At 67.6% G+C, this 25824-nt stretch carries 21 protein-coding genes and 1 other RNA gene; 13 read left to right on the forward strand and 9 right to left on the reverse strand.

The window, feature by feature from the left end:
• Positions 1–50: 50 nt before the first annotated feature.
• The 3 genes from I5803_RS06300 to galK are packed head-to-tail and all read left to right on the forward strand — an operon-like array spanning position 51 to position 4020.
• A complete protein-coding gene (locus tag I5803_RS06300; RefSeq protein ID WP_231402351.1) occupies positions 51–1865 on the forward strand; it encodes a glycoside hydrolase family 2 protein in 1815 nt (604 codons plus the stop codon).
• Positions 1865–2950, forward strand: a complete 1086-nt coding sequence (gene galT / locus I5803_RS06305) for a galactose-1-phosphate uridylyltransferase (RefSeq protein WP_196985531.1) — start codon at positions 1865–1867, stop codon at positions 2948–2950. Before I5803_RS06300 ends, galT begins: the two co-directional genes overlap by 1 nt.
• Positions 2947–4020 carry a galactokinase gene (gene galK / locus I5803_RS06310; RefSeq protein WP_196985532.1) on the forward strand — a complete coding sequence of 358 codons (1074 nt, stop codon included), beginning with the start codon at positions 2947–2949 and terminating at the stop codon, positions 4018–4020. The genes galT and galK overlap by 4 nt, the downstream gene beginning before the upstream one ends.
• Here galK and I5803_RS06315 read toward each other — a convergent pair.
• Genes I5803_RS06315 through I5803_RS06325 form a run of 3 tightly spaced genes read right to left on the reverse strand, consistent with a single transcriptional unit; the run spans position 3990 to position 8559 of the window.
• On the reverse strand, positions 3990–6149 hold the full coding sequence (locus I5803_RS06315; RefSeq protein WP_196985533.1) for a family 1 glycosylhydrolase: 2160 nt from the start codon (positions 6147–6149) through the stop codon (positions 3990–3992). The genes galK and I5803_RS06315 overlap by 31 nt on opposite strands.
• Positions 6149–7351, reverse strand: coding sequence for a UDP-galactopyranose mutase (gene glf, locus I5803_RS06320; protein WP_196985534.1), 1203 nt, complete (start codon positions 7349–7351; stop codon positions 6149–6151). The genes I5803_RS06315 and glf overlap by 1 nt, the downstream gene beginning before the upstream one ends.
• A gap of 11 nt (positions 7352–7362) precedes the next feature.
• Complete coding sequence (locus I5803_RS06325; protein ID WP_196985535.1) at positions 7363–8559, reverse strand: glycosyltransferase; 1197 nt, start codon at positions 8557–8559, stop codon at positions 7363–7365.
• 145 nt (positions 8560–8704) lie between these two features.
• Here I5803_RS06325 and I5803_RS06330 point away from each other — a divergent pair, with 145 nt between their 5' ends.
• Entirely contained in the window at positions 8705–9859 is a 1155-nt protein-coding gene (locus I5803_RS06330; RefSeq protein WP_196985536.1) for a zinc-dependent alcohol dehydrogenase, read from the forward strand.
• 9 nt (positions 9860–9868) lie between these two features.
• Complete coding sequence (locus tag I5803_RS06335; protein ID WP_231402352.1) at positions 9869–10438, forward strand: hypothetical protein; 570 nt, start codon at positions 9869–9871, stop codon at positions 10436–10438.
• Positions 10439–10453: 15 nt separating this feature from the next.
• Here the strand turns inward: I5803_RS06335 and I5803_RS06340 are convergent, their stop codons facing one another.
• Positions 10454–11842: an MFS transporter gene (locus I5803_RS06340; protein ID WP_196985537.1), complete on the reverse strand. Its 1389-nt coding sequence runs from the start codon at positions 11840–11842 to the stop codon at positions 10454–10456.
• Positions 11843–12041: 199 nt separating this feature from the next.
• Complete coding sequence (locus I5803_RS06345) at positions 12042–12959, reverse strand: LysR family transcriptional regulator (protein WP_196985538.1); 918 nt, start codon at positions 12957–12959, stop codon at positions 12042–12044.
• A 98-nt stretch (positions 12960–13057) separates the two neighbouring features.
• Between I5803_RS06345 and I5803_RS06350 the strand changes: the two genes are divergently transcribed.
• Positions 13058–13465 carry a tautomerase family protein gene (locus I5803_RS06350; RefSeq protein ID WP_196985539.1) on the forward strand — a complete coding sequence of 136 codons (408 nt, stop codon included), beginning with the start codon at positions 13058–13060 and terminating at the stop codon, positions 13463–13465.
• A 42-nt stretch (positions 13466–13507) separates the two neighbouring features.
• A complete protein-coding gene (locus tag I5803_RS06355; RefSeq protein WP_196985540.1) occupies positions 13508–13993 on the forward strand; it encodes a hotdog domain-containing protein in 486 nt (161 codons plus the stop codon).
• Between the two features lie 133 nt (positions 13994–14126).
• On the opposite strand, the gene ssrA is transcribed toward I5803_RS06355, so the two are convergent.
• From ssrA to ompA, 4 genes are all read right to left on the reverse strand, one after another.
• Positions 14127–14502: a transfer-messenger RNA gene (gene ssrA, locus I5803_RS06360) on the reverse strand.
• 14 nt (positions 14503–14516) lie between these two features.
• Positions 14517–15191, reverse strand: coding sequence for an HAD-IA family hydrolase (locus I5803_RS06365; RefSeq protein WP_196985541.1), 675 nt, complete (start codon positions 15189–15191; stop codon positions 14517–14519).
• Positions 15191–15904: a bifunctional 2-polyprenyl-6-hydroxyphenol methylase/3-demethylubiquinol 3-O-methyltransferase UbiG gene (ubiG, locus tag I5803_RS06370; RefSeq protein WP_196985542.1), complete on the reverse strand. Its 714-nt coding sequence runs from the start codon at positions 15902–15904 to the stop codon at positions 15191–15193. Before ubiG ends, I5803_RS06365 begins: the two co-directional genes overlap by 1 nt.
• An 88-nt stretch (positions 15905–15992) precedes the next feature.
• Positions 15993–16682 (reverse strand): outer membrane protein OmpA, encoded by a 690-nt coding sequence (gene ompA, locus I5803_RS06375; RefSeq protein ID WP_196985543.1) that lies wholly within the window; start codon positions 16680–16682, stop codon positions 15993–15995.
• A 230-nt stretch (positions 16683–16912) separates the two neighbouring features.
• Here ompA and gyrA point away from each other — a divergent pair, with 230 nt between their 5' ends.
• The 6 genes from gyrA (at position 16913) to I5803_RS06405 (ending at position 25789) form a co-directional block, all read left to right on the forward strand.
• Positions 16913–19561 carry a DNA gyrase subunit A gene (gyrA, locus tag I5803_RS06380; RefSeq protein WP_196985544.1) on the forward strand — a complete coding sequence of 883 codons (2649 nt, stop codon included), beginning with the start codon at positions 16913–16915 and terminating at the stop codon, positions 19559–19561.
• Entirely contained in the window at positions 19561–20643 is a 1083-nt protein-coding gene (pheA, locus tag I5803_RS06385) for a prephenate dehydratase (protein ID WP_196985545.1), read from the forward strand. The genes gyrA and pheA overlap by 1 nt, the downstream gene beginning before the upstream one ends.
• A 22-nt stretch (positions 20644–20665) precedes the next feature.
• Positions 20666–21541 carry a prephenate dehydrogenase gene (locus I5803_RS06390; RefSeq protein WP_196985546.1) on the forward strand — a complete coding sequence of 292 codons (876 nt, stop codon included), beginning with the start codon at positions 20666–20668 and terminating at the stop codon, positions 21539–21541.
• A 28-nt stretch (positions 21542–21569) separates the two neighbouring features.
• Complete coding sequence (locus I5803_RS06395; protein ID WP_196985547.1) at positions 21570–23558, forward strand: bifunctional 3-phosphoshikimate 1-carboxyvinyltransferase/cytidylate kinase; 1989 nt, start codon at positions 21570–21572, stop codon at positions 23556–23558.
• 170 nt (positions 23559–23728) lie between these two features.
• On the forward strand, positions 23729–25423 hold the full coding sequence (gene rpsA, locus I5803_RS06400) for a 30S ribosomal protein S1 (RefSeq protein ID WP_231402353.1): 1695 nt from the start codon (positions 23729–23731) through the stop codon (positions 25421–25423).
• Positions 25424–25480: 57 nt separating this feature from the next.
• Positions 25481–25789 carry an integration host factor subunit beta gene (locus I5803_RS06405; RefSeq protein WP_196988481.1) on the forward strand — a complete coding sequence of 103 codons (309 nt, stop codon included), beginning with the start codon at positions 25481–25483 and terminating at the stop codon, positions 25787–25789.
• The last annotated feature ends 35 nt before the right edge of the window (positions 25790–25824 follow it).

The raw sequence follows: 25824 nt of genomic DNA on the forward strand, positions 1-25824 counted from the left end.
CCATGCTGCATACGATGGTCCGAGCACCCACTCCACATCCCGGAACCAATTTGCAAATCCCCCCCGAGCAGCGCGACGCGTCCGCTGCGCACGCCTACCCCCGGCCGCAACTGGAGCGCGAACACTGGCAGTCGCTCAATGGTTCGTGGCGCTTCCATTTCGACGACGCGTGCGAATTCACGTCTGCCGCAGAGCCGCACGAGTGGCCGTTGGACATCACCGTGCCGTTCCCGCCCGAATCGGCGGCCAGCGGCATCGGCGACACCGGATTCCATCCTCGATGCTGGTACCAGCGCGACTTCGAGCTGATGCCGGCGGACGACCGCGTGATCCTGCGCTTCGGCGCGGTGGACTATGCGGCGCACGTGTGGGTCAACGGGCATCTCGTCGCCGCCCACGAAGGCGGGCACACGCCGTTCTGGGCGGACATCACGGACGTGCTCGACCCCTCGGGCCGGCAGACCGTCACCGTGCGCGCCGATGACGACCCGCACGAGCTGAACAAGCCGCGCGGCAAGCAGGACTGGCAGCTGGAGCCGCACCTCATCTGGTATCCGCGCACGAGCGGCATCTGGCAGACCGTCTGGATAGAGCGCGTCGGGCACACCTACATCGACAAGATCCGCTGGACGCCGAAGCTCGAGGGCTTCGCCATCGGGCTGGAAGCGCGCCTGCGCGGCGACTTGGGCGGCGACCTGTCGCTGGAGCTCGAACTGCGGCACGGGGAGCGCCTGCTCGCGCGCGACCGCTACCAGGTGGTCGACGGCGAAGTCGACCGCTCCATCGCGCTGTCCGACCCCGGCATCGACGACTTCCGCAACGAGCTCCTGTGGAGCCCGGAGCGTCCGACGCTGCTGGACGTGGAGCTGAAGCTGCTGCGCGACGGGAAGGTGGTGGACCGGGCGAAGTCGTACACCGCGCTGCGCTCGGCCGCGGTGCTGCGCGACCGCTTCATGCTCAACGGGCGCCCCTACGTGCTGCGCATGGTGCTCGACCAGGGCTACTGGCCCGACACCCTACTCGCCGCGCCGAGCGACGAGGCGCTCAGGCGCGACGTCGAGCTGGCCAAGGCGATGGGCTTCAACGGCGTGCGCAAGCACCAGAAGATCGAAGACCCCCGCTACCTCTACTGGGCCGACAAACTGGGGCTCATGGTGTGGGAGGAAATGCCCTCCGCCTATCGCTTCACGCGCACCGCGATCAAGCGCACCGTGCGCGAGTGGACCGAGGCGATCGACCGCGACTACAGCCACCCCTGCATCATCGTGTGGGTTCCCTTCAACGAGTCCTGGGGCGTGCCCGAGCTGCCCGTCGTGCAGGCGCACCGCCACGCCGTCGAGGCGCTCTACCACCTCACCAAGACGCTCGACCAGACCCGCGCGGTGATCGGCAACGACGGGTGGGAATCGTCCGCCACCGACATCATCGGCATTCACGATTACGACTCGAACCTGGAGCACATCCGCGAGCGCTACGGCGCGGGCGTGGACCCCGAGAAGCTCTTCGACCGCCGCCGCCCGGGGGGGCGGGTGCTGACGCTGGACGGCCATCCGCACCGCGGCCAGCCGATCATCCTCACCGAATTCGGCGGCATCGCCTTCCAGAAGGAGCCGCAGCCCGGCGACGCGAAGATCTGGGGCTACACCCAGGTGACCGACGACGAAACCTTCGCCCAGCTCTACGAGCAGCTGCTGCGGGCCATCATCGACACCGCTCTCTTCAGCGGCTTTTGCTACACGCAGTTCGCCGACACCTTCCAGGAGGCCAACGGCCTGCTCTATGCCGACCGCACGCCCAAGATCCCCCTGCAGCGGATCAAGGCCGCCACGTCGCGCTCGCGCAACTGGATTCCCGGCGGCGTGTGATGTACACGCTCGAACTCACCAAGCCCGACGGCCGCAGGATGTCCCTGTACTCGCGCGCGCCGATCGATCCGTCGCTGGTCGCGCCCAGCCCGGCGGGGGACGCGCCGGCCGGCACGTCGCACCTGCGCTGGCATCCGCTGCGCGGCGAATGGATCACCTACGCCGCGCACCGGCAGAACCGCACCTTCCTGCCCCCGCCCGAATACAACCCGTTGCGGCCGACTTCGCCCGGCCAGCCGCCGAGCGAAGTGCCGCAAGGCGCCTGGGACGTCGCGGTGTTCGACAACCGGTTTCCGTCGCTGGGCGGCGACGCCGGAGAGCCGCCGGCGCTCATCGTGCCGACGGCGCGGGCCGACGGGCACTGCGAAGTCGTCGTGTTCACTCAGGATGCGAACGCATCGCTGGGGTCCCTGCCGCTGTCGCACGTGGAGTTGCTGCTGCAGGTCTGGGGCGATCGCACCGCGCGCCTCGGGGCGCGCGAGGACATCCGCTATGTGCTGCCGTTCGAGAACCGCGGCGCGGAAGTGGGCGTGACGCTGCATCATCCGCACGGCCAGATCTACGCCTATCCTGTGGTGCCCCCGGTGCCCGCGCGCATGCTCGCCCTGGCTGCGCAGCACTTCGCACGCGAAGGGTGTGGACCGCTCGAACAGCACATCGAAGCCGAACGCCGCGACGGCCGGCGCATGTTGTACGAGGGCGAGCACGCGGTGGCGTTCGTGCCCATCTGCGCGCGCTATCCCTACGAAGCCTGGGTGGCGCCCATCCGTGCGTGCGCGAGTTTCAACGATCTCGGCGACGCCGAGCGGCGCGACCTCGCACGGGCCCTCAAAACCGTGCTGCTCAAGTACGACGGGCTGTGGGAGCGGCCCCTTCCCTACCTCATGGCGTGGTACCAGGCGCCCACCGACGGCGCGGCGCATCCGGAATCTCACCTGCACGCCGAGCTCTGGCCGCCGTACCGGACGCGCGACCGGCTCAAGTACCTCGCGGGCACGGAACTCGCCGCGGGCTTTTACGCCATGGATGCGTTGCCGGAAGACAAGGCGCGCGAATTGCAGCAGGTGGACGTGGTGCTGGCATGAGCGCGCACCCCATGGAGGCGGCGGCACAGGCGCCCGGGCGTGTGAACCTGCTGGGCGAGCACACCGACTACAACGACGGCTTCGTGCTGCCCATCGCGATCTCGCAGGCCACGCACGTGCGGATGCGCCGCAACGGCACGTCGCGCTTCCACCTGCATTCCGCGGAGCTCGGCGCGCGTGCGGCGTTCACGCTGGGCGAAGCGCCGGCGGAGCATTTCGCGAGCTACGTGTATGGCTGTGTCATGCTCGCGGCCGCCCCGGGGGGCGAAGTGCCCGGCCTCGACATCGAAGTGAGTTCGCAGGTGCCGATGGGCGTGGGCCTGTCCTCCAGTGCCGCGCTCGAAGTCGCCACCCTGCGGTGCCTGCGCGAACTGCTGGGACTCTCCCTGGACGACGTCGAGATCGCGCAGCTCGCGCAGCGCGTGGAGATCGAATTCGCGCACGTGCGCTGCGGCATCATGGACCAGATGGCGTCCAGCCTGGCCGCCACCGATCGCGCCGTGCTCATCGACACGCGCTCGCTGGAGCGGCGCGACGTGCCCCTGCCCGCCGGCGCGTCGGTGCTGGTGCTCGATAGCGGCGTGGCGCGCAAGTTGGCGGCCAGCGGCTACAACCAGCGGCGCGCCGAATGCGAAGCCGCGGCGGCGCAACTGGGCGTTGCATCGCTTCGCGACGTGCGCTCCGTGAGCGATGCCGCCGCGCTGCCCGATCCCTTGTGCCGCCGCGTGCACCACGTCGTGACGGAGAACGCCCGCGTGATGCAGGCCGCGCGAACAAGGGACCCCGTTCTTTTCGGCGAATTGATGAATGCGTCGCACGCGAGCCAGCGCGACGACTACGAAGTGTCGACGCCGGAAGTCGACATGCTCGTCCGGCTGCTGCAAGACGAGCCGGGCGTGTACGGCGCGCGGCTCACGGGCGGTGGATTCGGCGGCGCCTGCGTCGCGCTGTGCCGCAGCGACCGCATGGCGGACATCTCGGCGTCCGTACTCGCGCACTACGCGGCCGCCGGGCTCTCGGGCCGGCAGCTCGTGCCTGCTCAGGCCGCCTCTTCGACCTCGGCGAGATAGCGCACCAGTCCTTCGTCCAGCGTCGGCATGACCAGCCCGCGCTCGCTCGCCAACGCGGAAAAGCGCGGCCGCGGTGCGCGCTGCCCCAATGTGGCGGCCGGCACCGGCAACACGAGGCCGGTGTCCAGCCGCGCGGCTTCCGCCGCCTTGCACGCCAGCTCCGACCACGTCGCGCGGCCGCGGTTCGCCAGGTGCCAGATGCCGTGCTCGCCATCGATCAACAGGTCGAGCGCGGCATGCACGAGATCGGGAACGTAGGTGGGCGATACGCACTGGTCGTTCGCGGCACGCCAGGGTTCGCCGCGCCGCAGCGCGCCGAGCCCGGCCGTGATGAAGTTGTGCGCGTCCCACGGGCCGAAGAACGCGGCACTGCGCACGACGAGCGCGCCGGGGTCGGCGGCCAGCATGGTGCGCTCCGCCTCGTGCTTGGCGCGGCCGTAGGCGTTGAGGGGCAGCGGCGTGTCGAACTCCACATAGGGCTGGTCCTTCGCGCCGTCGAACACCAGGTCGCTCGAAAAGCCCAGCAGGCGCACGCCCAGCCGGGCGCACGCGGCCGCCAGCACTTCCGGGCCGACGGCGTTCTCGCGCCACTGCGCCTCGCCTTCCTGCTCCGCGTCGTCCACGCGCACGAAGCCCGCGGTGTTGATCACGCCCCAGGGATGGAAGCGCAGCAAGGCCGCGTCCACCGACGCCGGGTCGGCGATGTCCATGTCCGTGCGGCGCAGCAGGCGATAAGGCAACCCGCGCGATTCGCAGATGCGGCCGAAGGCGCGGCCCAGCGTACCGGTGGCGCCGGTGATGAGCAGCGGCCGTCCCGCAGCGGGCAGGGCCTGCATCTCGCCGAAGGCCGGATAGTGCAGGCGGTCGGCGCGCTGCCACCAGCCCGGGCCCTCCAGCACCGTGTGGTGCGGCTCGCCCATCGCGCCTTCACGCGCGAGCTGGCGCGCGAGCGTCACGAGCGCGGTCGGCCGCGGCGGGCAGGACCGCACGTCCCACAGGCCGGGCTCGTAGTGGCCGGCGCGCTGGGTCACCAGGCTGTCCCAGTCGAAGGTGCCGAATGCGGCCCAGACCGTCACGGCGCGCACGTCCGCGCCTTCGGCCTGCACCGTTTCCGCCGCGCGCCACGCGTTGCGCAGCCAGCGCAACTGCTCTTCGCGCGTGCAGCCCAGGTGCACTTCGGTGATGGCGACCGGCAGGCCGTAGCGCGCCCAGGTCTCGCGCAGGCGCGTCTCGAAGCCGCCCGTGCCCGCGCCATGTACGCGGATCGCGTCCACGTCCGCATAGACATGCTGTCCATTGCCTCCTGCAAGGTGCGGCGGGTAGTGCTCCACGCGCTCGTCCAGGTGCCGCTCGCTCGTGAGGTAGCTGTTGATGCCGATGATGTCCGGCGGCAGCGGGTCGTCCCGCATCGACTGGAGTTCCTCCTGCGACGCCCCGTACTTGCGCAGGTACTTCCACATGCGGTCGCTGGGCGCGAGGTTGCCGGCGAGCAGGTCGAAGCCGAGCCAGCGGCGCAGGTTCTCGTGCTCCACCTGGTACTGCAGCCGGGGAGAGCTCGTCGTCGTGAAGCCGAGGTCGTCGGTCTGCACCAGCCGCGCCGCGGGGTTGCAGGTGCGGATGGCGCGCATGGCCAGCTTGGTGGCGCGCACCTGGTTCAGCAACGCACGCACGAACGCCGGGTCGCTGCGCTGGTGCGGATACCAATGCCCGTACAGCGCCGAAAAGCGCGCAGTGGTCAGGGGCTCGTTGATGGGCGTCCAGTCGTCGACCTGCGGATAGCGCCGCGCGACGGCCAGCGCGTACGCGGCGAACTTCTCCGGGAAGGAGGCGTCGAGCAGGTCCGTCCAGCGCGGCCCGCTGCCGTGATGCAGCAGCCCGGCGATGGGCGCCACCTTCAATTCCGCCAGCCGCGCGAGTCCCGCGTCCGCCCATTGCCAGTCGTAGCGGCCGGGTCCGGTTTCGGTGAGCTCCCACACGAGCGGGAAGCGCATGCGCGTGATGCCCACGCTCGCGAGCCGGTCGAAATCCTGCAGGCGCCGCCCGAACCCGCTGAAGGCGAGCTGCGAATGGAAGGTGTCGCCGACACGGTTGACCGTGCATTCCGGCCCGGCCCAGAGCTCCAGCGCCATCAGAGGGGCTGCGGCGATGTCAGCACCGCGGACGAAGTGGCGGACTGCGCGTCGTGCGCGGTCCTCAACTTGCGGTACGCCGCGAGCGACTGGCCGACGACCTGGTCCATGTTGTAGTACCGGTAGGTGGCGAGACGGCCGACGAAGACGACGTGCGGCGTGGCCTCGGCCTCCGCTTCGTAGCGCTTGTACAGCGCCGCGTTCTCGGGGCGTGGCACCGGGTAGTACGGGTCGCCTTCGGCGCACGGGTATTCGCGCACGACCGAAGTGCTGGCGTGGGTCTGCCCCGTGATGTGCTTGAACTCGCTGATGCGGGTGTAGGCGTAGTCGTTGGGGTAGTTCACCGTGCCGACGTCCTGGAATTTCTCCTGGTGGATCGTCGTGTGCTCGAAGCGCAGGCTGCGATACGGCAGCTTGCCGTACTTGTGGTCGAAGAACGCATCGATGGGGCCGGTGTAGACCATGCGCCGCCAGGGCATGATCTCCTCGATCTCGCGGTAGTCGGTATTGAGCATCACCTTGATGTTCGGGTGGTCCAGCATCCGCTCGAACATGCGCGTGTAGCCGTGCAGCGGCATCGCCTGGAACTTGTCCGCGAAGTAGCGGTCGTCGCGGTTGGTGCGCGTCGGCACGCGCGCGGTGACGCTCGAGTCGAGCTCCGACGGGTCGAGCGCCCACTGCTTGCGGGTGTAGCCGCGAAAGAACTTGTTGTACAGCTCGCGGCCGATCTTGCTCACCACGACGTCCTCGGAGGTCTTGATCTCGTCCTTCTTCTCGGCGACCGATTCGAAGAACTTCTCGACTTCGAACGAGGTCAGCGACAGGCCGTAGAGCTTGTTGATCGTGTCGAGGTTGATCGGCATCGGCACGAGCTGCCCGTCCACGCTCGCCAGCACCCGGTGCTGGTAGGGGCGCCACTGCGTGAAGCGCGACAGGTAGTCGAAGACATCCTCGGAGTTGGTGTGGAAGATGTGCGGGCCGTACGGGTGGATGAGTACACCCGCGTCGTCGTAGCGGTCGTAGGCGTTGCCGCCGATGTGGGGGCGTTTGTCCACGACGAGGACGCGCTGGCCCATGTCGTTGGCCAGCCGCTCCGCGAGCACACTGCCCGCAAAGCCGGCGCCCACGATGAGGTAGTCGAATCCGCCGCCGCCCGGCGTGGCCGCGGCGTCCCGCACGTAGTCTTGGCTGTTCCTGTCCATGGCCGCCACCTTCACGAGGCGGCCACGCCGGCTGCGGCCGGGCGCGCACGCATCGAGCCCGCGGCGCGCCGCAGTTCGGCGGCGATGTCCGGGCTCGCGAGATCGCTGGCCTCCCGCGTGGCCTCGGCCTCGACGATCAGCTCGGCGATGGCCTGCGCCGTCGCGTCCCACGAGGTCCGGGCGATGATGCGCGCGATGGCCTCGTCGTGGTCCCTGCGCTCCTGCGGGCTGCGCGCGAGGATCGCGTCGCAGGCCTCGACGAAGCCGGCGGCGTCGGAGCGGATCGGCACCACATGGCCGTAGGGCTCGACCACGTCGCGAATCGCCGTGCTCACCGACGGCTTGCCGCAGGCCATGTATTCCAGCGTCTTGGTCGGGCTGATGAAGCGTGTCGCGTCGTTGATCGCGAAGGGCAGCAGGCAGACATCCCAGCCGTTGATGAACGCGGGCAGGTCCTGGTAGCTCTGCTGGCCCAGCCAGTGGATGTTCGGGAGTTGCGGCAGCGACGCGGGGTCGATCTTCGCCGTCGGGCCGACCATCACGAGCTCCCAATGCGGGCGGGCCCGCGCGATGCCCGCGATGAGCTCGATGTCGATGCGCTCGTCGATCACGCCGCAATAGCCGATGCGCGGATGAGGAAGCGCGGCCTGCAGAGGGTGGTCCTGCACGCCTGCGCGAAAGTGCAGCGCATCGACGCTGCTCGGGAAGCAGTGCACGTTCGCGTGGCGGTCGCGCTTGGCGTTGTAGAGGCTGCGGCCCCCGGTGAACACGACGTCGGCCGCGCGAAAGAGCGCGGTCTCCTGTTCGAGCAGCTCCGGCGGCGCGCCGCGGAACAGGGACAACTCGTCCATGCAATCGTGGATGACGCCCCCCGGCTCTAGCTTCTCGGCGATCGGCATCGCCATCGGCGTGTAGAACCAGATCCAGTAGTCGCGCACCTTGCGGCTCTGGATGGCCTGGCCGATGAGCTTCTGCAGCACCGCCTTGTGCGCGGGGTGCATGCCCTGCTCCGTGCCGCGCACGTGCGGGCGCCACACCTCGACCCCTTCGGCGGCGGCGATGAACTCGATGCGGTCCGAGTCGGCGCCGGGAACAGGCTCCTCGATGAAGATGACGGGCCATCGCATCGCGAGGCGCGACAGCAGGTGTTGCGGGCGCTGGTACACGAAGTTCCAGCGAAGGTGTGAAAAGACGATAAGCGTGTTCATGCGACCCATTCTGCAGACCACATGCGCGGCTGTAGGAGGCCTCTTGCACAAAATGGCTCTCTTCCTACACCGCCGACTGAGCGGACACTACACGGCCCATGCGGCGCGCGCGCGGACAGTGAACCTTCCATTGAAAGGACCGCGAATGCTCGCCATGAACTACCGCGGGCCCTACCGCGTGCGCCCCGTGCACAAGGAGGAGCCCGAGATCGAACACCCCAACGACGCGATCGTGCGCGTCACGCGCTCGTGCATCTGCGGCTCCGACCTGCACCTGTACCACGGCCTCGTGCCCGACACGCGCGTGGGCTCCACCTTCGGCCACGAATTCACGGGCATCGTGGAGGCCGTGGGCCCGTCCGTGCGCAACCTGAAAGTCGGCGACTCGGTGCTCGTGCCGTTCAACATCTTCTGCGGCAGCTGCTACTTCTGCCAGAAGGAGCTGTACAGCAACTGCCACAACGTCAACCCCGAGGCCACGGCCGTCGGCGGCATCTACGGTTACTCGCACACCACGGGCGGCTACGACGGCGGGCAGGCGGAATTCGTGCGCGTCCCGATGGCGGACGTCGGCCCCACCGTGATCCCCTCGGACATGGACCTCGACGACGCTGTGCTGTGCACGGATGCGTACCCCACCGGCTACCAGGCCGCGGAGATGGGCGGCATCCAGGAAGGCGACACGGTCGTCGTGTTCGGTGCAGGCCCCGTCGGCCTGTTCGCCGCGAAGTCCGCGTGGCTGCTCGGCGCGGGCCGCGTGATCGTGGTGGACCAGCTCGAATACCGCCTCGAGTTCGCCAAGCGCTTCGCGCAGTGCGAGACGGTGGACTTCAAGTCCGTCGGCGACATGGCAATCCACCTGAAGGCGATGACGGATGGCCTCGGCCCCGACATCTGCATCGACTGCGTCGGGTGCGAGGCGGCGGGCAATTTCGCGCAGAGCCTCACGGGCATCAAGCTCAAGTTGCAGGCCGGCGCGGCGACGGTGCTGCACTGGTGCATCAACTCCGTGCGCAAGGGCGGCACGGTGTCTATCGTGGGCGTGTACGGCCCCACCTTCAACTTCGTGCCCATCGGCAACGCGATCAACAAGGGCCTCACGATGCGCATGAACCAGGCTTCGGTGAAGCGTCACCTGCCGCGCCTGATCGAGCACATCCAGGCGGGGCGCATCAAGCCCTCCGAGATCATCACGCACCGCTTCCGCCTCGAAGACATCGCCGACGCGTACCACATCTTCTCCAGCAAGCTGGACAACTGCATCAAACCGGTGCTGCTGCCCTCCGCGGCGCATCAATGAGGAGCCGGCATGGACACATCCATCAAGGAAATTTCGGACGGCGCGCTCGCGCCGGATGCGAACGGCGTCTTCATCGAGAAGACCGATCCCGCCGTGCGGCAGGGCAGACACCGGCCCGAGGGCATCGTCGGTTGGGGCGTGGACCTCGCGGACAAGGACCGGCCCGCGGTGCCGAAGGAGCGCACGCCACCGCGCCTTGCGCATGTGCCGCACCTGGAGGAGCAGCACTCGAGCGTACGTGTACTCCATTCCAACGAGCGGCCCGGCCTCACGCCGGTGTACGGCACCACGGTGCCGCCTTCCGGCCTGTCCGGCGGCATGCGCGAGCTCGCGTTCCGCTACAGCGAGAACGACATCCGCCACTGGCTCATCCTGCTGGCGGCCGACCGCGTCAACGTGGGTGAAGGGCTGCTCGCGGACCTCGCGCACGGGCACATCCCCAACATCTTCGCGGAGATGGGCGCGGCCTCGGAGTGGAAGTACAACCGCGCGGGCTTCGTGAAGAAGGCCGTGATCGCCTCGGCCCTCGTCGGCACGGCCGTCTACCTGATGCGCCGCAAGCGCGGGCTTCGGGGTTGAGGGGAAGCCTGGCCGTCAGGCCGGCGATGACGCGGGGCGGACCCGGAGCAGGCTGAACACGGCGGCGGTCGCGGCAAGTCCCGCGGCCAGTGCGAAGGCGATCGCGGGCCCCGTGCCGTCGCGCACCCCCGTCAAACTGAAGATCACCCCCGCCATCACCGCGCCCAGCGACTGTCCGGTGAGGCGGGCGGAACCCAGCATGCCGCTCGCCGCGCCCGCGCGTGCGATGGGCGCGCTCGTCACGATGGTGTGGTTGTTGGGCGACTGGAACAGGCCGAAGCCCGCGCCGCACAGCGCGAGGCGCCAGCCCATGTCCAGCGCGGACGCGTGCGCCGGCAACAGGCCGAGCGCAGCCAGCCCGAGCGCCATCACGGCCAGTCCGATGCCGCCCAGCAGGCCGCCCGGGTGACGCGCGATCAGTCGTCCCGCGAACGGCGCGACGCACACCGTCGCCACCGGCCACATGGTGATGACGAAGCCCGCCTGCATGTGGCCGCGGCCCTGGCTTTCCAGCAGCAGGAAGGGCAACGCGACGAAGGCGAGCGTCTGCGCGGCGAACGCGGAGACCGAAGTGCACATCGACAGCGCGAAGATGCGGATGCGCAGCAGGTCCACGGGCAGCAGCGGCCGCTCCTGGTGCAGCTGCCGGCGCACATAGACGATGCCCACCGCGACACCGGCGGCGAGCAGACCGGCGGCCGCGGGCAAGGGCATGCCTGAGCGGTCCAGCCCGGCCCGCGCGCCGATCGCATCGGCGCCGAGGAACACGAGGGAGAACATCAGGATGTTCAGCAGGGTATCGAAGAGGCGCAGCGGCCCGGCCGGGCGCGGCTCGGCGTGCGGCAGCGACTTGCGTGCGAGCCAGAGCACGACGACGCCCAACGGGAGGTTGATCGCGAAGATCCATTGCCACGGGGCGACGGAGAGCACCGCTGCGGCGATGGTCGGGCCGGCGACGGACGAAGTCGCGACCACGACCGAATTGAGCGCGATGCCGCGCCCGAGCATCTCCGGCGGATAGGTCATGCGCACCAGCGCCGCATTGACGGCCATCATCCCCGCCGCACCAATGCCCTGCACCACGCGCGCGCCCGCGAGCATCGGCAGGCTTCCCGCCGCGATGCAACCCAGCGAGGACACGGTGAAGAGGGAGAGTCCCCAGAGGTACACGCGCCGGTAGCCCAGGCGTTCGCCGAGGCTCGCGAACGGCAGCAGCAAGCCGAGGATCGCGAGCTGGTAGGCCGTCACCACCCACACCGACGCCGATGCGGACGCGCCCAGGTCGCGCGCGATGTCCGGCAGCGCGAGGTTGGCAATGCTCGCGTCCATCACGGACAGCGCGATGCCCAGCGAGATCGCCGTCATCGCCCAGTAGCGTTCGGGAGTGGGGAGGCCTTCGGACATTCGCGCCGATCGCCGCCCTCAGACCGGCATCACGGCACGATGGGATACGCCGCATGCAGGGGACATGACACGCCATGCGTGAAGGAAGCGGATTCGCGACATTGACCTTGCATCCTAGCGCCAGGGGAATAGCCAGACAACCCGTGATCCTTTGAGGCCGATTCCTGCCGGGTTCGCGGGCCTGGCCTCCGTTCCCGCTTCAAGCCGAATCCAGGCCCAGCCTTCCCACCAGGAAGTCCGTGAATGCCCGCACGGCAGGCAGGACCGCACGCTCGGGCGGACGCACGATCCACACCGTGCTGCCGAAACGCCCTTTCACTCGCCAGTCGGGCAGGAGCGAAATGATCTTGCGCCGCCGGATCAATTCCTGCGCAATGTAGTCCGGCACGACGGCCACCCCCAGGCCATCCGCCACGAGCGTCGCGAGGCTTTCGCTGTTGTTCACCGAGACCCGCCCACGCATGCGCAACACGACCGCCTCCTCGTTCCGCACGAATGTCCACTGGGTGTCGCGCATGTCGCGCGAGTAGCTGAGGACCTCGACGTCCTGCAGGTCGGAGGGATGGAGGATTCGGCGCGCCAGGTCGCTGCCGGCACGCGCCACGAGCACGTAATGGATCGGCCGCAGCGACTTCGCGATGGAAAGGTCCGGCGGGGTATCCACCAGCCGGATCGCGACGTCGATACGCTCCTCCGTGAAATCGACCATGCGGTCCATGAGCACCAGGTCCACTTCCACTTCGGGATAGCTGCGGACGAACTCGGAGACCAGTGGGAGCAGAACCGCCTTTCCGTAAGCCACCGACGTCGTCACGCGCAACAGGCCCCGCGGCTCGCTGGTGAGCGAGGCCACGGCGGCCCGCGCCGCCTGCGCACTGCGGGCCACCTGCTCCGCATGCTCGAGCGCAAGACGGCCGGGCTCGGTCAGCGACAACGCGCGAGTCGTGCGATGCAGCAAGCGCGCGCCCAATCGCTCTTCCAATCGCTGAACCTGCTTGCTCAGCGCGGACTTCGACGTGCCCATGCGTCGCGCCGCTTCGCTAAAGGTGCCCGCGTCGGCGACGGCGCCGAAGGCCACCAGCGCGCCGAGGAAGTCCGAATCCCAGTCCTTGCTCATGTTGTCTCCTCAGCGGACACAGTAAGTATCCCGCCCTGCATATTGTGCTTCGGGACATGACACCAGACCATCGAGCCTTCACCCACAAGGAGCCACACATGCCCTTCGTCGACCTGACACTCCATCACTCCAAGCCGACCAGCGAGGGCTTGAAAGCCGTCCGCGAAGGCCTCACCCGACTGATGTCAGACGTGCTGCGCAAGCGCGCGGACCTCACGGTCGTCGCAATCACCGTCGAAAGCCCTTCGGGGATCGCGATGGGCGGCACGCCGCTGGAGCCCGGCGCATGGTCGGGGCGGCTCGTCGCGTTCGTCACGGCAGGCACCAACTCCGAGGGGGAAAAGGCGCGCTTTCTGGCCGAGGCCTACCGCCTCCTGGCGCAGCACTTGTCTCCCCCCGCCTCCCCGTTCTATATCGTCGTGCAGGAGGTGCCGGCCGGTGCGTGGGGTTACGACGGGCGCAGCCAGGCGGGCCGCGCCCAGGCGAGCGTGCCGGTCGCTGCGTGACACGCCCAGCCACCACTTGCGCCGTCACCCACACGCAGCGCCATGGAAATGCCTCCTATCCCGTTCCGGCTTTGCGCCGATGCGCGCAAGGACAAGCTGCAATCGTTCAACGACAGGGCGGAAATTCGCTGGTTCGGCTTCAGGGGCTCGTTCGCAGAGCCCGCCTGGGCCGAGATCGAATTCGAGCGGGTGGAGACGGGTGCACTCGGGGGCGGCGGTACCGCCGCCATCAATGGCGGCGCGATCGCCGCGGGCTTCGACGCTGCTTTCGTGCTGGCTGGCCTGGGTCACTACGACTGTGGCACCGTCGTGACGCTGGAACTGGCCGTGCAGTTCCTGTCCCTGGCGCGCGCGGCCCAGCCGCTCGTTTTTCGCGCCGGGGTGCTGCGCTCTTCCCGCGGATTTGCATTCGCCCGGGGCGCGCTGATCGCACAAGGAACCGCCGGCGCCGCGTTCGCGACCGCCACGGCGATGATCGCACCGTCACAATCTTCGGGCCGGGCGCCCCACGCTGTGCGCAATACTTGAGTCATGGACCAAACCGGCCGAGGCGCGCTGCGCGTAGTAGCGGGCCGTGAGCGGTCCCACGCAGAGGACCCCTTGTCGGGACCAAGAAAAAAGCCGCCCACTGGATTCAGTTGGGCGGCTTTGGAGGGAGAGTTGGTGGAGCTGGCGGGAATTGAACCCGCGTCCGCAAGCCTTCTTCGTACAGTTCTACATGCGTAGCCGTCTGGTTTGGATCTCGCTTCCTGTGCCGCGCAGCGGCACGCTGCACAGGACGCCAGTCACCTATTGTCTCGTTCCCCGCCAAGTGACCCGGCGGGAAACCAGCCTATGAAGGTTTCTTTGCAGCTCGGCCCCCCGAAGGGAACCTCACCCAGCCCATAGGCCTGCTGTTGCAAAGCTCACCGGCAATTAAGCGGCGAGTGCGAACGTAGAGTCGTTTGCAGTTACTTTTTTGAATCAGTTTTACGAGCACATTCAGCTCGGCATGCCCTGCCACGCGTCCGAACCCACGTCGAAACCAGTGCAGCCCCGGGTCACCCTTATTTTAGGCGCTTCGGCGGGTTTGCAAGAGCGCTATCAGCTCCAGCGGCGAATCTATTCGCGCGTCCGCGTTCCACAAGTAGGTGTCCGCGTTGCTGCCGAGGTAGCCGTAGGTGGCCGCCACCGTGCGCATGCCGGCCGCGCGGCCGGCGATGATGTCGCGCTCGTCGTCGCCCACGTACACGCAGTGCTCGGGCGCGATGCCCATGCGCCGGGCGGCTTCGTAGAGCGGTTCGGGATGCGGCTTCGCGTGCGGCGTGCTGTCGCCGCCCACCACGGCCGCAGCGCGGGCGAAGAGCGGCATCTGCTGGGTGAGCGGGCCGGTGAACCGCATCGACTTGTTCGTCACCACGCCCCACGGCAAGGGGCGCGACTCCAGCTGGGCCAGGAGTTCGGGGACGCCATCGAACGCGTAGGTGAGCTGCGTCATGCGGCGCTCGTAGTTGGCGAAGAACTCCTCCCGCATCGCCGCGTAGTCGGCATGGTCCGGCGTCATCCCGAACGCGATGCCGAGCATTCCACGCGCACCGGCGCCCGCCATGTGGCGATAGCCCTCCAGCGGTAACGAGGGGAGCCCGCGAGACAGACGCATCTGGTCCGCGGCGGCGCCAAGGTCCGGCGCACTGTCGATCAAGGTGCCGTCCAGGTCGAACAGCACGGCGCGCACGTCATCGAACATCAGGTCTTCCGTGTGGCGATCATGTAATTCACGCTGGTGTCCGCGGACAGCCAGTAGCGGCGCGTGATCGGGTTGTATTCCATGCCGCGCGTATCCGCGACGTGCAGCCCGGCCGCGCGGCAATGGCCGGCCAGCTCGCTCGGCCGGATGAACTTGAGGTATTCGTGCGTGCCCTTGGGCAGCAGGCTCAGCACGTACTCGGCGCCGACGATCGCGAAGAGAAAGGACTTCGGGTTGCGGTTGATGGTGGAGAAGAACACCCAGCCGCCGGGTTTGACCAGCGCATGGCAGGCGCGAACGATCGACGACGGGTCGGGCACGTGCTCCAGCATTTCCATGCAGGTGATCGCGTCGAAGCTTCCGGGCTGCTCGGCCGCGAGGGCTTCGGCGCTCACTTCCCGGTACTCCACGCCTTTCGTCTGCGCTTCGAGCGCATGCAGCTGCGCGACCTTCAATGCCTTGCCTGCGAGATCGATGCCGAGGACGCTCGCACCCTTGCGCGCCATCGAATCGGCCAGGATGCCGCCGCCGCACCCCACGTCCAGCACACGCTTGCCCGCGAGCGGCACGTGCCCTTCGATCCATGCCAGGCGCAGCGGGTTGATCTGGTGCAGCGGGCGGAATTCGCTTTCCGGGTCCCACCAGCGGTGGGCCAGGTCGGAGAACTTGGCGAGCTCGGCGGGGTCGGCGTTGACGGGGGCATCGGTGGTCATGAGGGGACGATTGTGCTTCATGGCCACAAAGCGCGGGCCCATGAAAAAGGCCCCGCGAGCGGGGCCTTTTGCGCAATCCGGGAAGGGATTACTTGTTGGCGCGGGTGCCGACCACTTCGATTTCCACTCGGCGGTTCTTCGCGCGGCCTTCGGAGGTCTTGTTGTCGGCGACAGGCTGCTTCTCGCCCTTGCCTTCGGTGTACACGCGGTTCTTCTCGATGCCCTTGGACACGAGATAGGCCTTCACGGCTTCAGCGCGGCGGACCGACAGCTTCTGGTTGTAACCGTCGGTGCCCACGGAGTCGGTGTGGCCGACGGCGATGATCACTTCCAGGTTGATGTCCTTGACCTTGCCGACGAGGTCGTCGAGCTTGGCCTTGCCTTCGGGCTTCAGGACAGCCTTGTCGAAGTCGAAGAAGGCGTCAGCGGCGTACGTCACCTTGGTGGCTGCGGGCGGCTGGGGTGCCGGGGCGGGCGCGGGAGCGGCGGCGCGCGGGGCGGCGGGGGCCGGGGCGGCAGCAGGTGCGGGGGCCGGAGCCGGGACGACGACCGGTGCCAGGGCGCCATCGCAGCCCTTGGCGGCGGTAGCCGGCGTCCAGTTGGCATCACGCCAGCACAGTTCACGGGTGCCGTTCATCCAGACCAGCTCGCCGTTGCCGTTCTGCCAGTTGTCGATGCGGTTTCCGCCATCAGCAGCGGTCACTCGCGTTTGCGCGCCGGCAACGGTGGACAGCGCAGCAACGGCAAACAACATCGCCACTTTGTTCAGTTTCTTCATGGTTCTCCTCTTGGGGGAAAAAGCCGCAGCCGCGCTGCGTGAATACGACGATTAAGGTGACCATCACCAAAAGCGTGAAATGATTGTGCCACACGTCCTTACACACGCAACGGATATCCCGTTCGGGCCCCGTAGGACAAAACCTCAACACCCACTTCTGTTGCGGGTTCGCGACAGGGCTGCCTTAGCCCTAAAATCAAAGGTTTCGCGGGCCCCCATTCCCCTTCCTCATGACCCAATTCGCCAAAGAAACCCTGCCCATCAGTCTTGAAGAGGAAATGCGGCGCAGCTACCTCGACTACGCGATGAGCGTGATCGTCGGGCGTGCCTTGCCGGACGCGCGGGACGGCCTCAAACCGGTGCATCGCCGGGTCCTGTATGCGATGCACGAGCTCAACAACGATTGGAACCGGCCGTACAAGAAGTCCGCCCGCATCGTCGGCGACGTGATCGGCAAGTACCACCCGCACGGCGACCAGTCGGTCTACGACACGATCGTCCGCCTCGCGCAGGACTTCTCCATGCGCCACATGCTGGTGGACGGCCAGGGCAACTTCGGCTCGGTCGACGGCGACAACGCGGCGGCCATGCGGTATACCGAGATCCGCCTGGCCAAGATCGCCCACGAGATGCTGGGCGACATCGACAAGGAAACCGTCAACTTCGGCCCCAACTACGACGGCAGCGAACAGGAGCCGCTGGTGCTGCCCAGCCGCCTGCCCAACCTGCTCGTCAATGGCTCGGGCGGCATCGCGGTGGGCATGGCCACCAACATCCCGCCGCACAACCTCAACGAGGTCGTCGATGCCTGCCTGCACCTGCTGAAGAACCCCGGGGCCACCATCGACGAGCTGATGGAAATCATCCCCGCGCCCGACTTCCCCACGGCCGGCATCATCTACGGCATCAACGGCGTGAAGGAAGGCTACCGCACGGGCCGGGGCAAGGTGGTGATGCGCGCCAAGTGCCACTTCGAGGACATTGACAAGGGCCAGCGCCAGTCCATCATCGTGGATGAGCTCCCCTACCAGGTCAACAAGAAGACGCTGCAGGAGCGCATGGCCGAGCTGGTCAACGAGAAGAAGATCGAGGGCATCAGCCACATCCAGGACGAGAGCGACAAGTCCGGCATGCGCCTGGTGATCGAGCTCAAGCGCGGCGAAGTGCCCGAGGTCGTGCTCAACAACCTCTACAAGCAGACCCAGCTGCAGGACACCTTCGGCATCAACATGGTCGCGCTGATCGACGGCCAGCCGCGCCTTTGCAACCTGAAGGACCTGATCGAGGTTTTCCTGCAGCACCGCCGCGAGGTGGTCACGCGCAGGACGGTGTTCAACCTGCGCAAGGCCCGCGAACGCGGCCACGTGCTGGAAGGCCTCGCCGTCGCGCTGGCGAACATCGACGAATTCATCCGCATCATCCGCGAGTCCCCCACGCCGCCGGTCGCCAAGGCCGAGCTGATGACGCGCTCCTGGGACAGCAAGCTCGTGCGCGAGATGCTCACGCGGACGCGCGCGGATGGCGGCATCATCAACGCCGACGATTACCGGCCCGAAGGCATGGACCGCGAGTTCGGCATGGGCAAGGACGGCCTGTATCGCCTGTCGGACACGCAGGCCCAGGAAATCCTGCAGATGCGCCTGCAGCGCCTGACCGGCCTGGAGCAGGACAAGATCGTCGCCGAGTACAAGGAAGTCATGGCGGAGATCGACGACCTGCTCGACATCCTGGCCCGTCCGGAACGCGTGTCCACGATCATTTCGGAAGAGCTCACCGCGCTCAAGCAGGAGTTCGGCCAGACCAAGCTCGGCGCGCGCCGCAGCGTGGTAGAGCACAACGCGCAGGACCTCGCCACCGAAGACCTCATCACCCCGACCGATATGGTCGTGACGCTCTCGCACTCCGGCTACATCAAGAGCCAGCCGCTGTCGGAATACCGCGCGCAGAAGCGCGGCGGCCGCGGCAAGCAGGCCACCGCCACGAAGGAAGACGACTGGGTCGACCAGCTCTTCATCGCCAACACGCACGACTGGATCCTCTGCTTCTCCAACCGCGGCCGCCTGTACTGGCTCAAGGTCTGGGAAGTGCCGGCGGGTTCGCGCGGCTCGCGCGGACGCCCCATCGTCAACATGTTCCCGCTGCAGGACGGCGAGAAGATCAACGTCGTGCTTCCGCTCACGGGCGAATTCCGCAGCTTCCCCGCCGATCACTACGTGTTCATGGGCACCTCGATGGGCACCGTGAAGAAGACGGCGCTCGATGAATTCAATAACCCGCGCAAGGGCGGCATCATTGCCGTCAACCTCGACGAGGGCGACTACCTCATCGGCGCGGCGCTCACCGACGGCAAGCACGACGTCATGCTGTTCTCCGACGGCGGCAAGGCCGTCCGCTTCGACGAGGACGACGTGCGACCGCTGGGCCGCGCGGCCCGCGGCGTGCGCGGCATGGCGCTGGACCCCGGCCAGAGCGTGATCGCCATGCTCGTGGCGGAGAACGAGCAGCAGAGCGTGCTCACCGCGACCGTCAACGGCTACGGCAAGCGCACCCCGATCGCCGAATACACGCGCCACGGCCGCGGCACCAAGGGCATGATCGCGATCCAGCAAAGCGAGCGCAACGGCAAGGTGGTCGCGGCGACGCTCGTGCATGCGGACGACGAGATCATGCTCATCACCGACAAGGGCGTGCTGGTGCGCACCCGCGTGAGCGAGATCCGCGAGCTGGGCCGTGCCACGCAGGGCGTGACGCTGATCGGCCTCGACGAAGGCTCCAAGCTGAGCGGCCTGCAGCGCATCGTGGAAAACGACGCCGCGGCGGAAGTCGAAGCCGAGCCCGGTGCATCCGGCGGGGCGTCGCAGCCGGAGGGCGACGCCTGATGGCGCGGGACCTCGCGAGCCTGCGCGTCGAGATCGACGCCGCCGACCGCGAACTGCTCGCCATCCTCAACCGACGCGCCGCGCTGGCCAACGAGGTGGGCGAGCTCAAGCGCGCCGAAGGCTCGCCCGTGTTCCGGCCCGAGCGCGAGGCGCAGGTCATCAACGGGTTGCAGGCTGCCAATCCGGGGCCCCTGAAGGCGGAAAACGTCGCGACCATCTGGCGCGAGATCATGTCCGCCTGCCGCGCGCTGGAAGCGCCGCAGCGCGTGGCCTACCTCGGGCCGGTCGGCACTTTCAGCGAACAGGCGGCCGTCCAGTTCTTCGGCTCCAGCATCGAGCACGTGCCTTGCGTGAGCTTCGACGAGGTGTTCCATGCGGCAACCGCGGGCACGGCGCAGTTCGGCGTGGTCCCGGTCGAAAACAACAGCGAAGGCGTGGTCACCCGCTCGCTCGACCTGCTGCTCAATTCGCCGCTGCACATCGTCGGGGAAATCAGCCTCCTCATCCGCCACCACCTGCTGCGCTCGTCGAATTCGCTCGAAGGCATCGAAGTCGTGCTCGCGCATCCGCAGGCGCTGGCGCAGTGCCAGGGCTGGCTCAACAAGCACCTGCCCAAGGCGGAGCGCCGCGCAGTCTCCAGCAATGCCGAAGGCGCGCGGCTCGCGGCGACGAACCCCGCCTGGGCCGGCATCGCGAGCGAGCGCGCCGGCAGCGAATTCGGGTTGCACGTCGCGGCCCACGCGATCCAGGACGACGCCTTCAACCGCACGCGCTTCGCCGTGGTGTGCCTGCCCCAGGTGCTGCAGGCGCCGCAGGCTTCGGGGCGCGACTGCGTGAGCCTGGTGGTGTCCGTGCCCAACAAGCCGGGCGCGGTGCACGACATCCTCGTGCCGCTCAAGCGACACGGCGTGTCCATGACGCGTTTCGAGTCGCGCCCCGCGCGCTCGGGCCAATGGGAATATTATTTCTACATCGACGTGCAGGGCCACCCGTCGCAGCCGCATGTCGCGGCGGCACTGGCGGACCTGCAATCGCTGTGTGCCTTCTACAAGGTGCTGGGCACCTACCCTGTGTCCGATTAGGGACGGAAACCAGACCAAGACGATGTTCGAACAACTGGGATTGATCGGCTGCGGCCTGATGGGTGGGTCCTTCGCGCTCGCGATGAAGCGGGCGGGGCTCGTCAAGCGCGTCGTCGGCTACAGCAAGTCGCCCTCGACCACCGAACGCGCGCGCGCCATGGGCGTCATCGACGTGGAGGCGCCCTCCGCGCTGCTGGCCGTGTCCGGCGCGGACATCGTGCTCCTGGCGGTGCCCGTCGCGGCGACCGAGGCCACGCTCAAGGCGATCAAGCACCTGGTGACCAAGGACATGTTGATCATGGACGTCGGCTCGACCAAGCGCGACGTGATCGACGCCGGGCGCCGCGTGCTGCGCGACCACATCGGCTCCTTCGTGCCCTGCCACCCGATCACCGGCAAGGAAGTCTCGGGCGTCGAACACGCCGACCCCGACCTCTACGCCGGACGGCAGATCATCCTGACCCCGATCGACCGGACGAACCCCGCGCACGTGCAGAAAGCCGTGACGCTGTGGGAGCGGCTGGGCTGCAATGTGCTGAAGATGGCGCCGGACGCGCACGACGCCGCGTTCGCCGCCGTGAGCCACCTGCCCCACCTCGTGGCGTTCGCCCTCATCAACGGCATCACGGCGCAGGACGCCGGCAAGGAATTCCTCGCGCTCGCCGGGCCGGGGTTCCGCGATTTCACGCGCATCGCCGCGAGCGACTCCAAGATGTGGCGCGACATCATGCTCGCCAACCGGCACGAACTGCTCGAGCAGTCCAAGATCTTCCGCAACACGCTGGAGGCCATGGAGGCCATGATCGAAAGCGGCGACGGCGAAGCGCTGGAGAACCTGATCGAGCAGGCGAGCCAGGCCCGCGCGCACTGGCGCATGGCCAGCAACGTCAAGAAGTGACCGCGCCCTGACGCGCGCCGGGGCCGCCATGTACGCCACCGCATTCCTGGATATCCCCCCGCTGGACAGCGCGGGCGGCAGCGTCACGCTGCCCGGCTCCAAGAGCATCTCCAACCGGGTGCTGCTGCTGTCTGCCTTGTGCGCCGGCACGACCCTCGTGCAGGACCTCCTCGATTCCGACGACACGCGCGTGATGCTCGACGCCCTGCGCCTGCTCGGTTGCGGGGTGAAGCATTCGGCCGCCGATGTCGAGATCACCGGCTTCGGCGGCAAGCCTCCCGCCGCCCACGCCCGCCTCTTCCTCGGGAATGCCGGCACGGCGATGCGCCCCCTCGCCGCGGCGCTGGCCGTCATCGGCGGCGATTTCGAATTGAGCGGCGTCGCGCGCATGCACGAGCGGCCCATCGGGGACCTGGTCGATGCGCTGCGCCAGCTCGGTTGCGACATCGCCTACCTGGGCGTGGACGGCTATCCCCCGCTGCGCATCGGCCGTCCACAGCTGAAGCTCGACGCGCCGATCCGGGTGCGTGGGGACGTCTCCAGCCAGTTCCTCACCGCCCTTCTGATGGCACTGCCCCTGGTAGCGCAGCGCGATATCGTGATCGAAGTCGTCGGGGAGCTCATCTCCCGGCCGTACATCGAGATCACGCTGAACCTGCTCGCCCGCTTCGGCATCGCGGTCGAGCGCGAAGGCTGGCAGCGCTTCACGATCCCCGCGGGCTCGCGCTACCAGTCGCCTGGCAGCATCCACGTGGAGGCGGACGCCTCGTCGGCGAGCTATTTCATCGCGCTCGGCGCCATCGCGGCGGATGCGTCGATGCCCGTGACCATCCACGGCGTCGGCGAAGCCTCGATCCAGGGCGACATCCGGTTCATCGAGGCGGCGCGCCTGATGGGCGCCGAGGTCCAGGGCGGGCCCAATCACCTCGAGGTCAGCCGCGGAGCATGGCCCCTGCGGGCGATCGACCTGGACTGCAACCACATCCCCGACGCAGCCATGACGCTCGCGGTGATGGCGCTATTCGCGGACGGCACGACCCGCCTCGCCAACATCGCGAGCTGGCGGGTGAAGGAAACGGACCGACTGGCCGCGATGGCCACCGAACTGCGCAAGCTGGGCGCCACGGTGAACGAAGGTGCGGACTTCCTGGAGGTCACCCCGCCCGCGCGATGGCAGGCGGCGTCCATCCATACCTACGACGACCATCGCATCGCGATGTGCTTCTCGCTCGCGGCCTTCAACCCGGCTGGCGTCCGGGTGACGATCGAAGACCCGAAATGCGTCGCGAAGACCTTCCCGGACTACTTCGAAGCCCTTTTCTCCGTGGTCCGGACAGCGGCGCCGCACATCCCCGTGATCTGCGTCGACGGGCCCACCGCCTCCGGCAAGGGCACCCTCGCCTCGCAGGTCGCGCACGCGCTGGGCTACCACTACCTCGATTCCGGCGCGCTCTACCGGATCGCGGCTTTCGCGGCGATTCGGGCCGGCCTGTCGCTGGACGCCGCGCACGAACACACCATCGCGAAGATGGCCGAGACACTGCCGGTGCGCTTTTCCGGCGGACATGTTTTCCTGGCCGAGCTGGACGTCACGGACGCCATCCGGACCGAAGAGGCCGGCATGAACGCCTCCAAAGTGTCCGCCCTGCCCTCGGTGCGCACGGCCCTGGTCGCCCTGCAGCACGGCTTCCGGCGCCTGCCGGGGCTGGTGGCCGACGGCCGGGACATGGGCACGGTCATCTTCCCGGACGCCCCCCTGAAGGTCTACCTCACGGCCAGCGCAGCCCACCGAGCCGAGCGGCGCCATAAGCAGTTGATTTCAAAGGGGATTTCCACTACAATCGATAGTCTTCGCCAGGACCTGGAGGCGCGCGATGCCCGCGACATGAATCGCGCCACCGCCCCTTTGAAACCTGCCGGGGATGCGCTCCTTCTGGATAACTCCCATCAATCGGTTGAAGAATCGGTTGCCCAGGTTCTCCGATGGTGGGAGAGCAGGAAGCAGCAGACGCAGTAAGCAACAGGCCCGCACAGCCCCTCTCGCGCGACAGCGCACCGGCCGTGCGGTTCATCAACCTAACCCGCGGCCCCAGGCCGCAAAAACCGCCGTCCCAGTCCTAACAACAGCCGCGTTGAAGCGATTTTGCTTTTGCGTCTGGAAACCTGTGCGACGTGCAAGGAAACCGAATGTCTGAATCCATGGAATCTTTTGCCTCGATGTTCGAGGAATCGCTGCAGCGCTCCGAAATGCGCACCGGCGAAGTCATCACCTCGGAAGTGATCCGCATCGAGCACAGCTTCGTCGTCGTGAACGCCGGCCTCAAGTCCGAAGCCTACGTCCCGATCGACGAATTCAAGAACGACAAGGGCGAAATCGAAGTCCAGGTCGGCGATTTCGTCTCGGTGGCCATCGACGCCATCGAAAACGGCTACGGCGACACCATCCTGTCGCGCGACAAGGCCAAGCGCCTCGCCTCGTGGATGAGCCTCGAGAAGGCCCTCGAGTCCGGCGAATTCGTCACCGGCACCACCAGCGGCAAGGTCAAGGGCGGCCTCACGGTGCTCGTGAACGGCATCCGTGCCTTCCTGCCCGGCTCGCTGATCGACACGCGTCCCATCAAGGACCTGTCCCCCTACGAAAACAAGACCCTGGAATTCAAGGTCATCAAGCTGGACCGCAAGCGCAACAACGTGGTGCTGAGCCGCCGCGCCGTCGTGGAAGCCTCCATGGGCGAAGAGCGCGCCAAGCTGATGGAAACGCTGAAGGAAGGCTCCGTCGTGCGCGGCGTCGTCAAGAACATCACCGAATACGGTGCGTTCGTGGACCTCGGCGGCATCGACGGCCTGCTGCACATCACCGACATGGCCTGGCGCCGTGTCCGCCACCCGAGCGAAGTCGTCCAGGCCGGCCAGGAAATCACCGCCAAGATCCTCAAGTTCGACACGGAAAAGAACCGCGTCTCGCTGGGCCTCAAGCAGATGGGCGACGACCCGTGGATGGGCGTCAACCGCCGCTACCCGCAGGGCACGCGCATGTTCGGCAAGATCACCAACATCGCCGACTACGGCGCGTTCGTGGAACTCGAGCCCGGCATCGAAGGCCTGGTGCACGTGTCCGAGATGGACTGGACCAACAAGAACGTCGCGCCTTCCAAGATCGTCTCCCTGGGCGACGAAGTCGAAGTCATGGTCCTGGAGATCGACGAAGACAAGCGCCGCATCAGCCTGGGCATGAAGCAGTGCAAGGCCAACCCGTGGCAGGAATTCGCGCAGAACACCAAGCGCGGCGACCGCGTCAAGGGCCCGATCAAGTCGATCACCGACTTCGGCGTGTTCGTGGGCCTGGCTGCCGGTATCGACGGCCTGGTGCACCTGTCCGACCTCTCGTGGAACGAGCCGGGCGAGCAGGCGGTGCGCAACTACAAGAAGGGCCAGGAAGTCGACGCGATCGTGCTGGCCGTGGACGTGGACCGCGAGCGCATCTCCCTGGGCATCAAGCAGCTGGACGGCGACCCGTTCGCGACGTTCACCTCGGTGCACGACAAGGGCTCGGTCGTCAGCGGCAAGGTCAAGACGGTGGACCCGAAGGGCGCCGAGATCGACCTGGGCGAAGACATCATCGGCTACCTGCGCGCCTCGGAAATCTCCCGCGACCGCGTGGAAGATGCCCGCAACGTGCTCAAGGAAGGCGACGAAGTGTCGGCCGTGATCGTGAACATCGATCGCAAGACGCGCAACATCCAGCTGTCCGTCAAGTCCAAGGACATGGCCGACGAGCAGGGCGCGATGGCCAACCTGAGCCAGCAGTCCTCGCGCGAGAACGCCGGCACGACCAGCCTGGGCGCGCTGCTGCGTGCCAAGCTGGACAACCCGAAGGAGTAAGGCGGCACATGCGCGGGCGGGACTTCGGTCCTGCTCGCGTCGTTGCGCCCTCGCCGTATGACCCGAAGTGATCTCGTCGAAGAACTGGCCGCCCGTTTCGGCCAGCTCACGCACCGCGACGCCGAATATGCCGTCAAGACCATTCTTGACGCGATGAGCGAAGCGCTGGTGCGGGGCCACCGGATCGAGATCCGGGGCTTCGGCAGCTTCTCGATCAACCGCCGCCCGCCGCGCATGGGCCGCAACCCACGCAGCGGCGAGAGCGTGCATATTCCTGAAAAGCGCGTCCCCCACTTCAAGCCGGGAAAGGCCCTTCGCGAAGCGGTCGACGAACGCACCGCGCAGCTCGAAGGCAAAAAAACCTGAGCTCGCCGGGGGCCATGCAAGCCCCTAGAATCGGC

The sequence above is a fragment of the Caenimonas aquaedulcis genome (genome assembly GCF_015831345.1).
GTDB lineage: Bacteria > Pseudomonadota > Gammaproteobacteria > Burkholderiales > Burkholderiaceae_C > Ramlibacter > Ramlibacter aquaedulcis.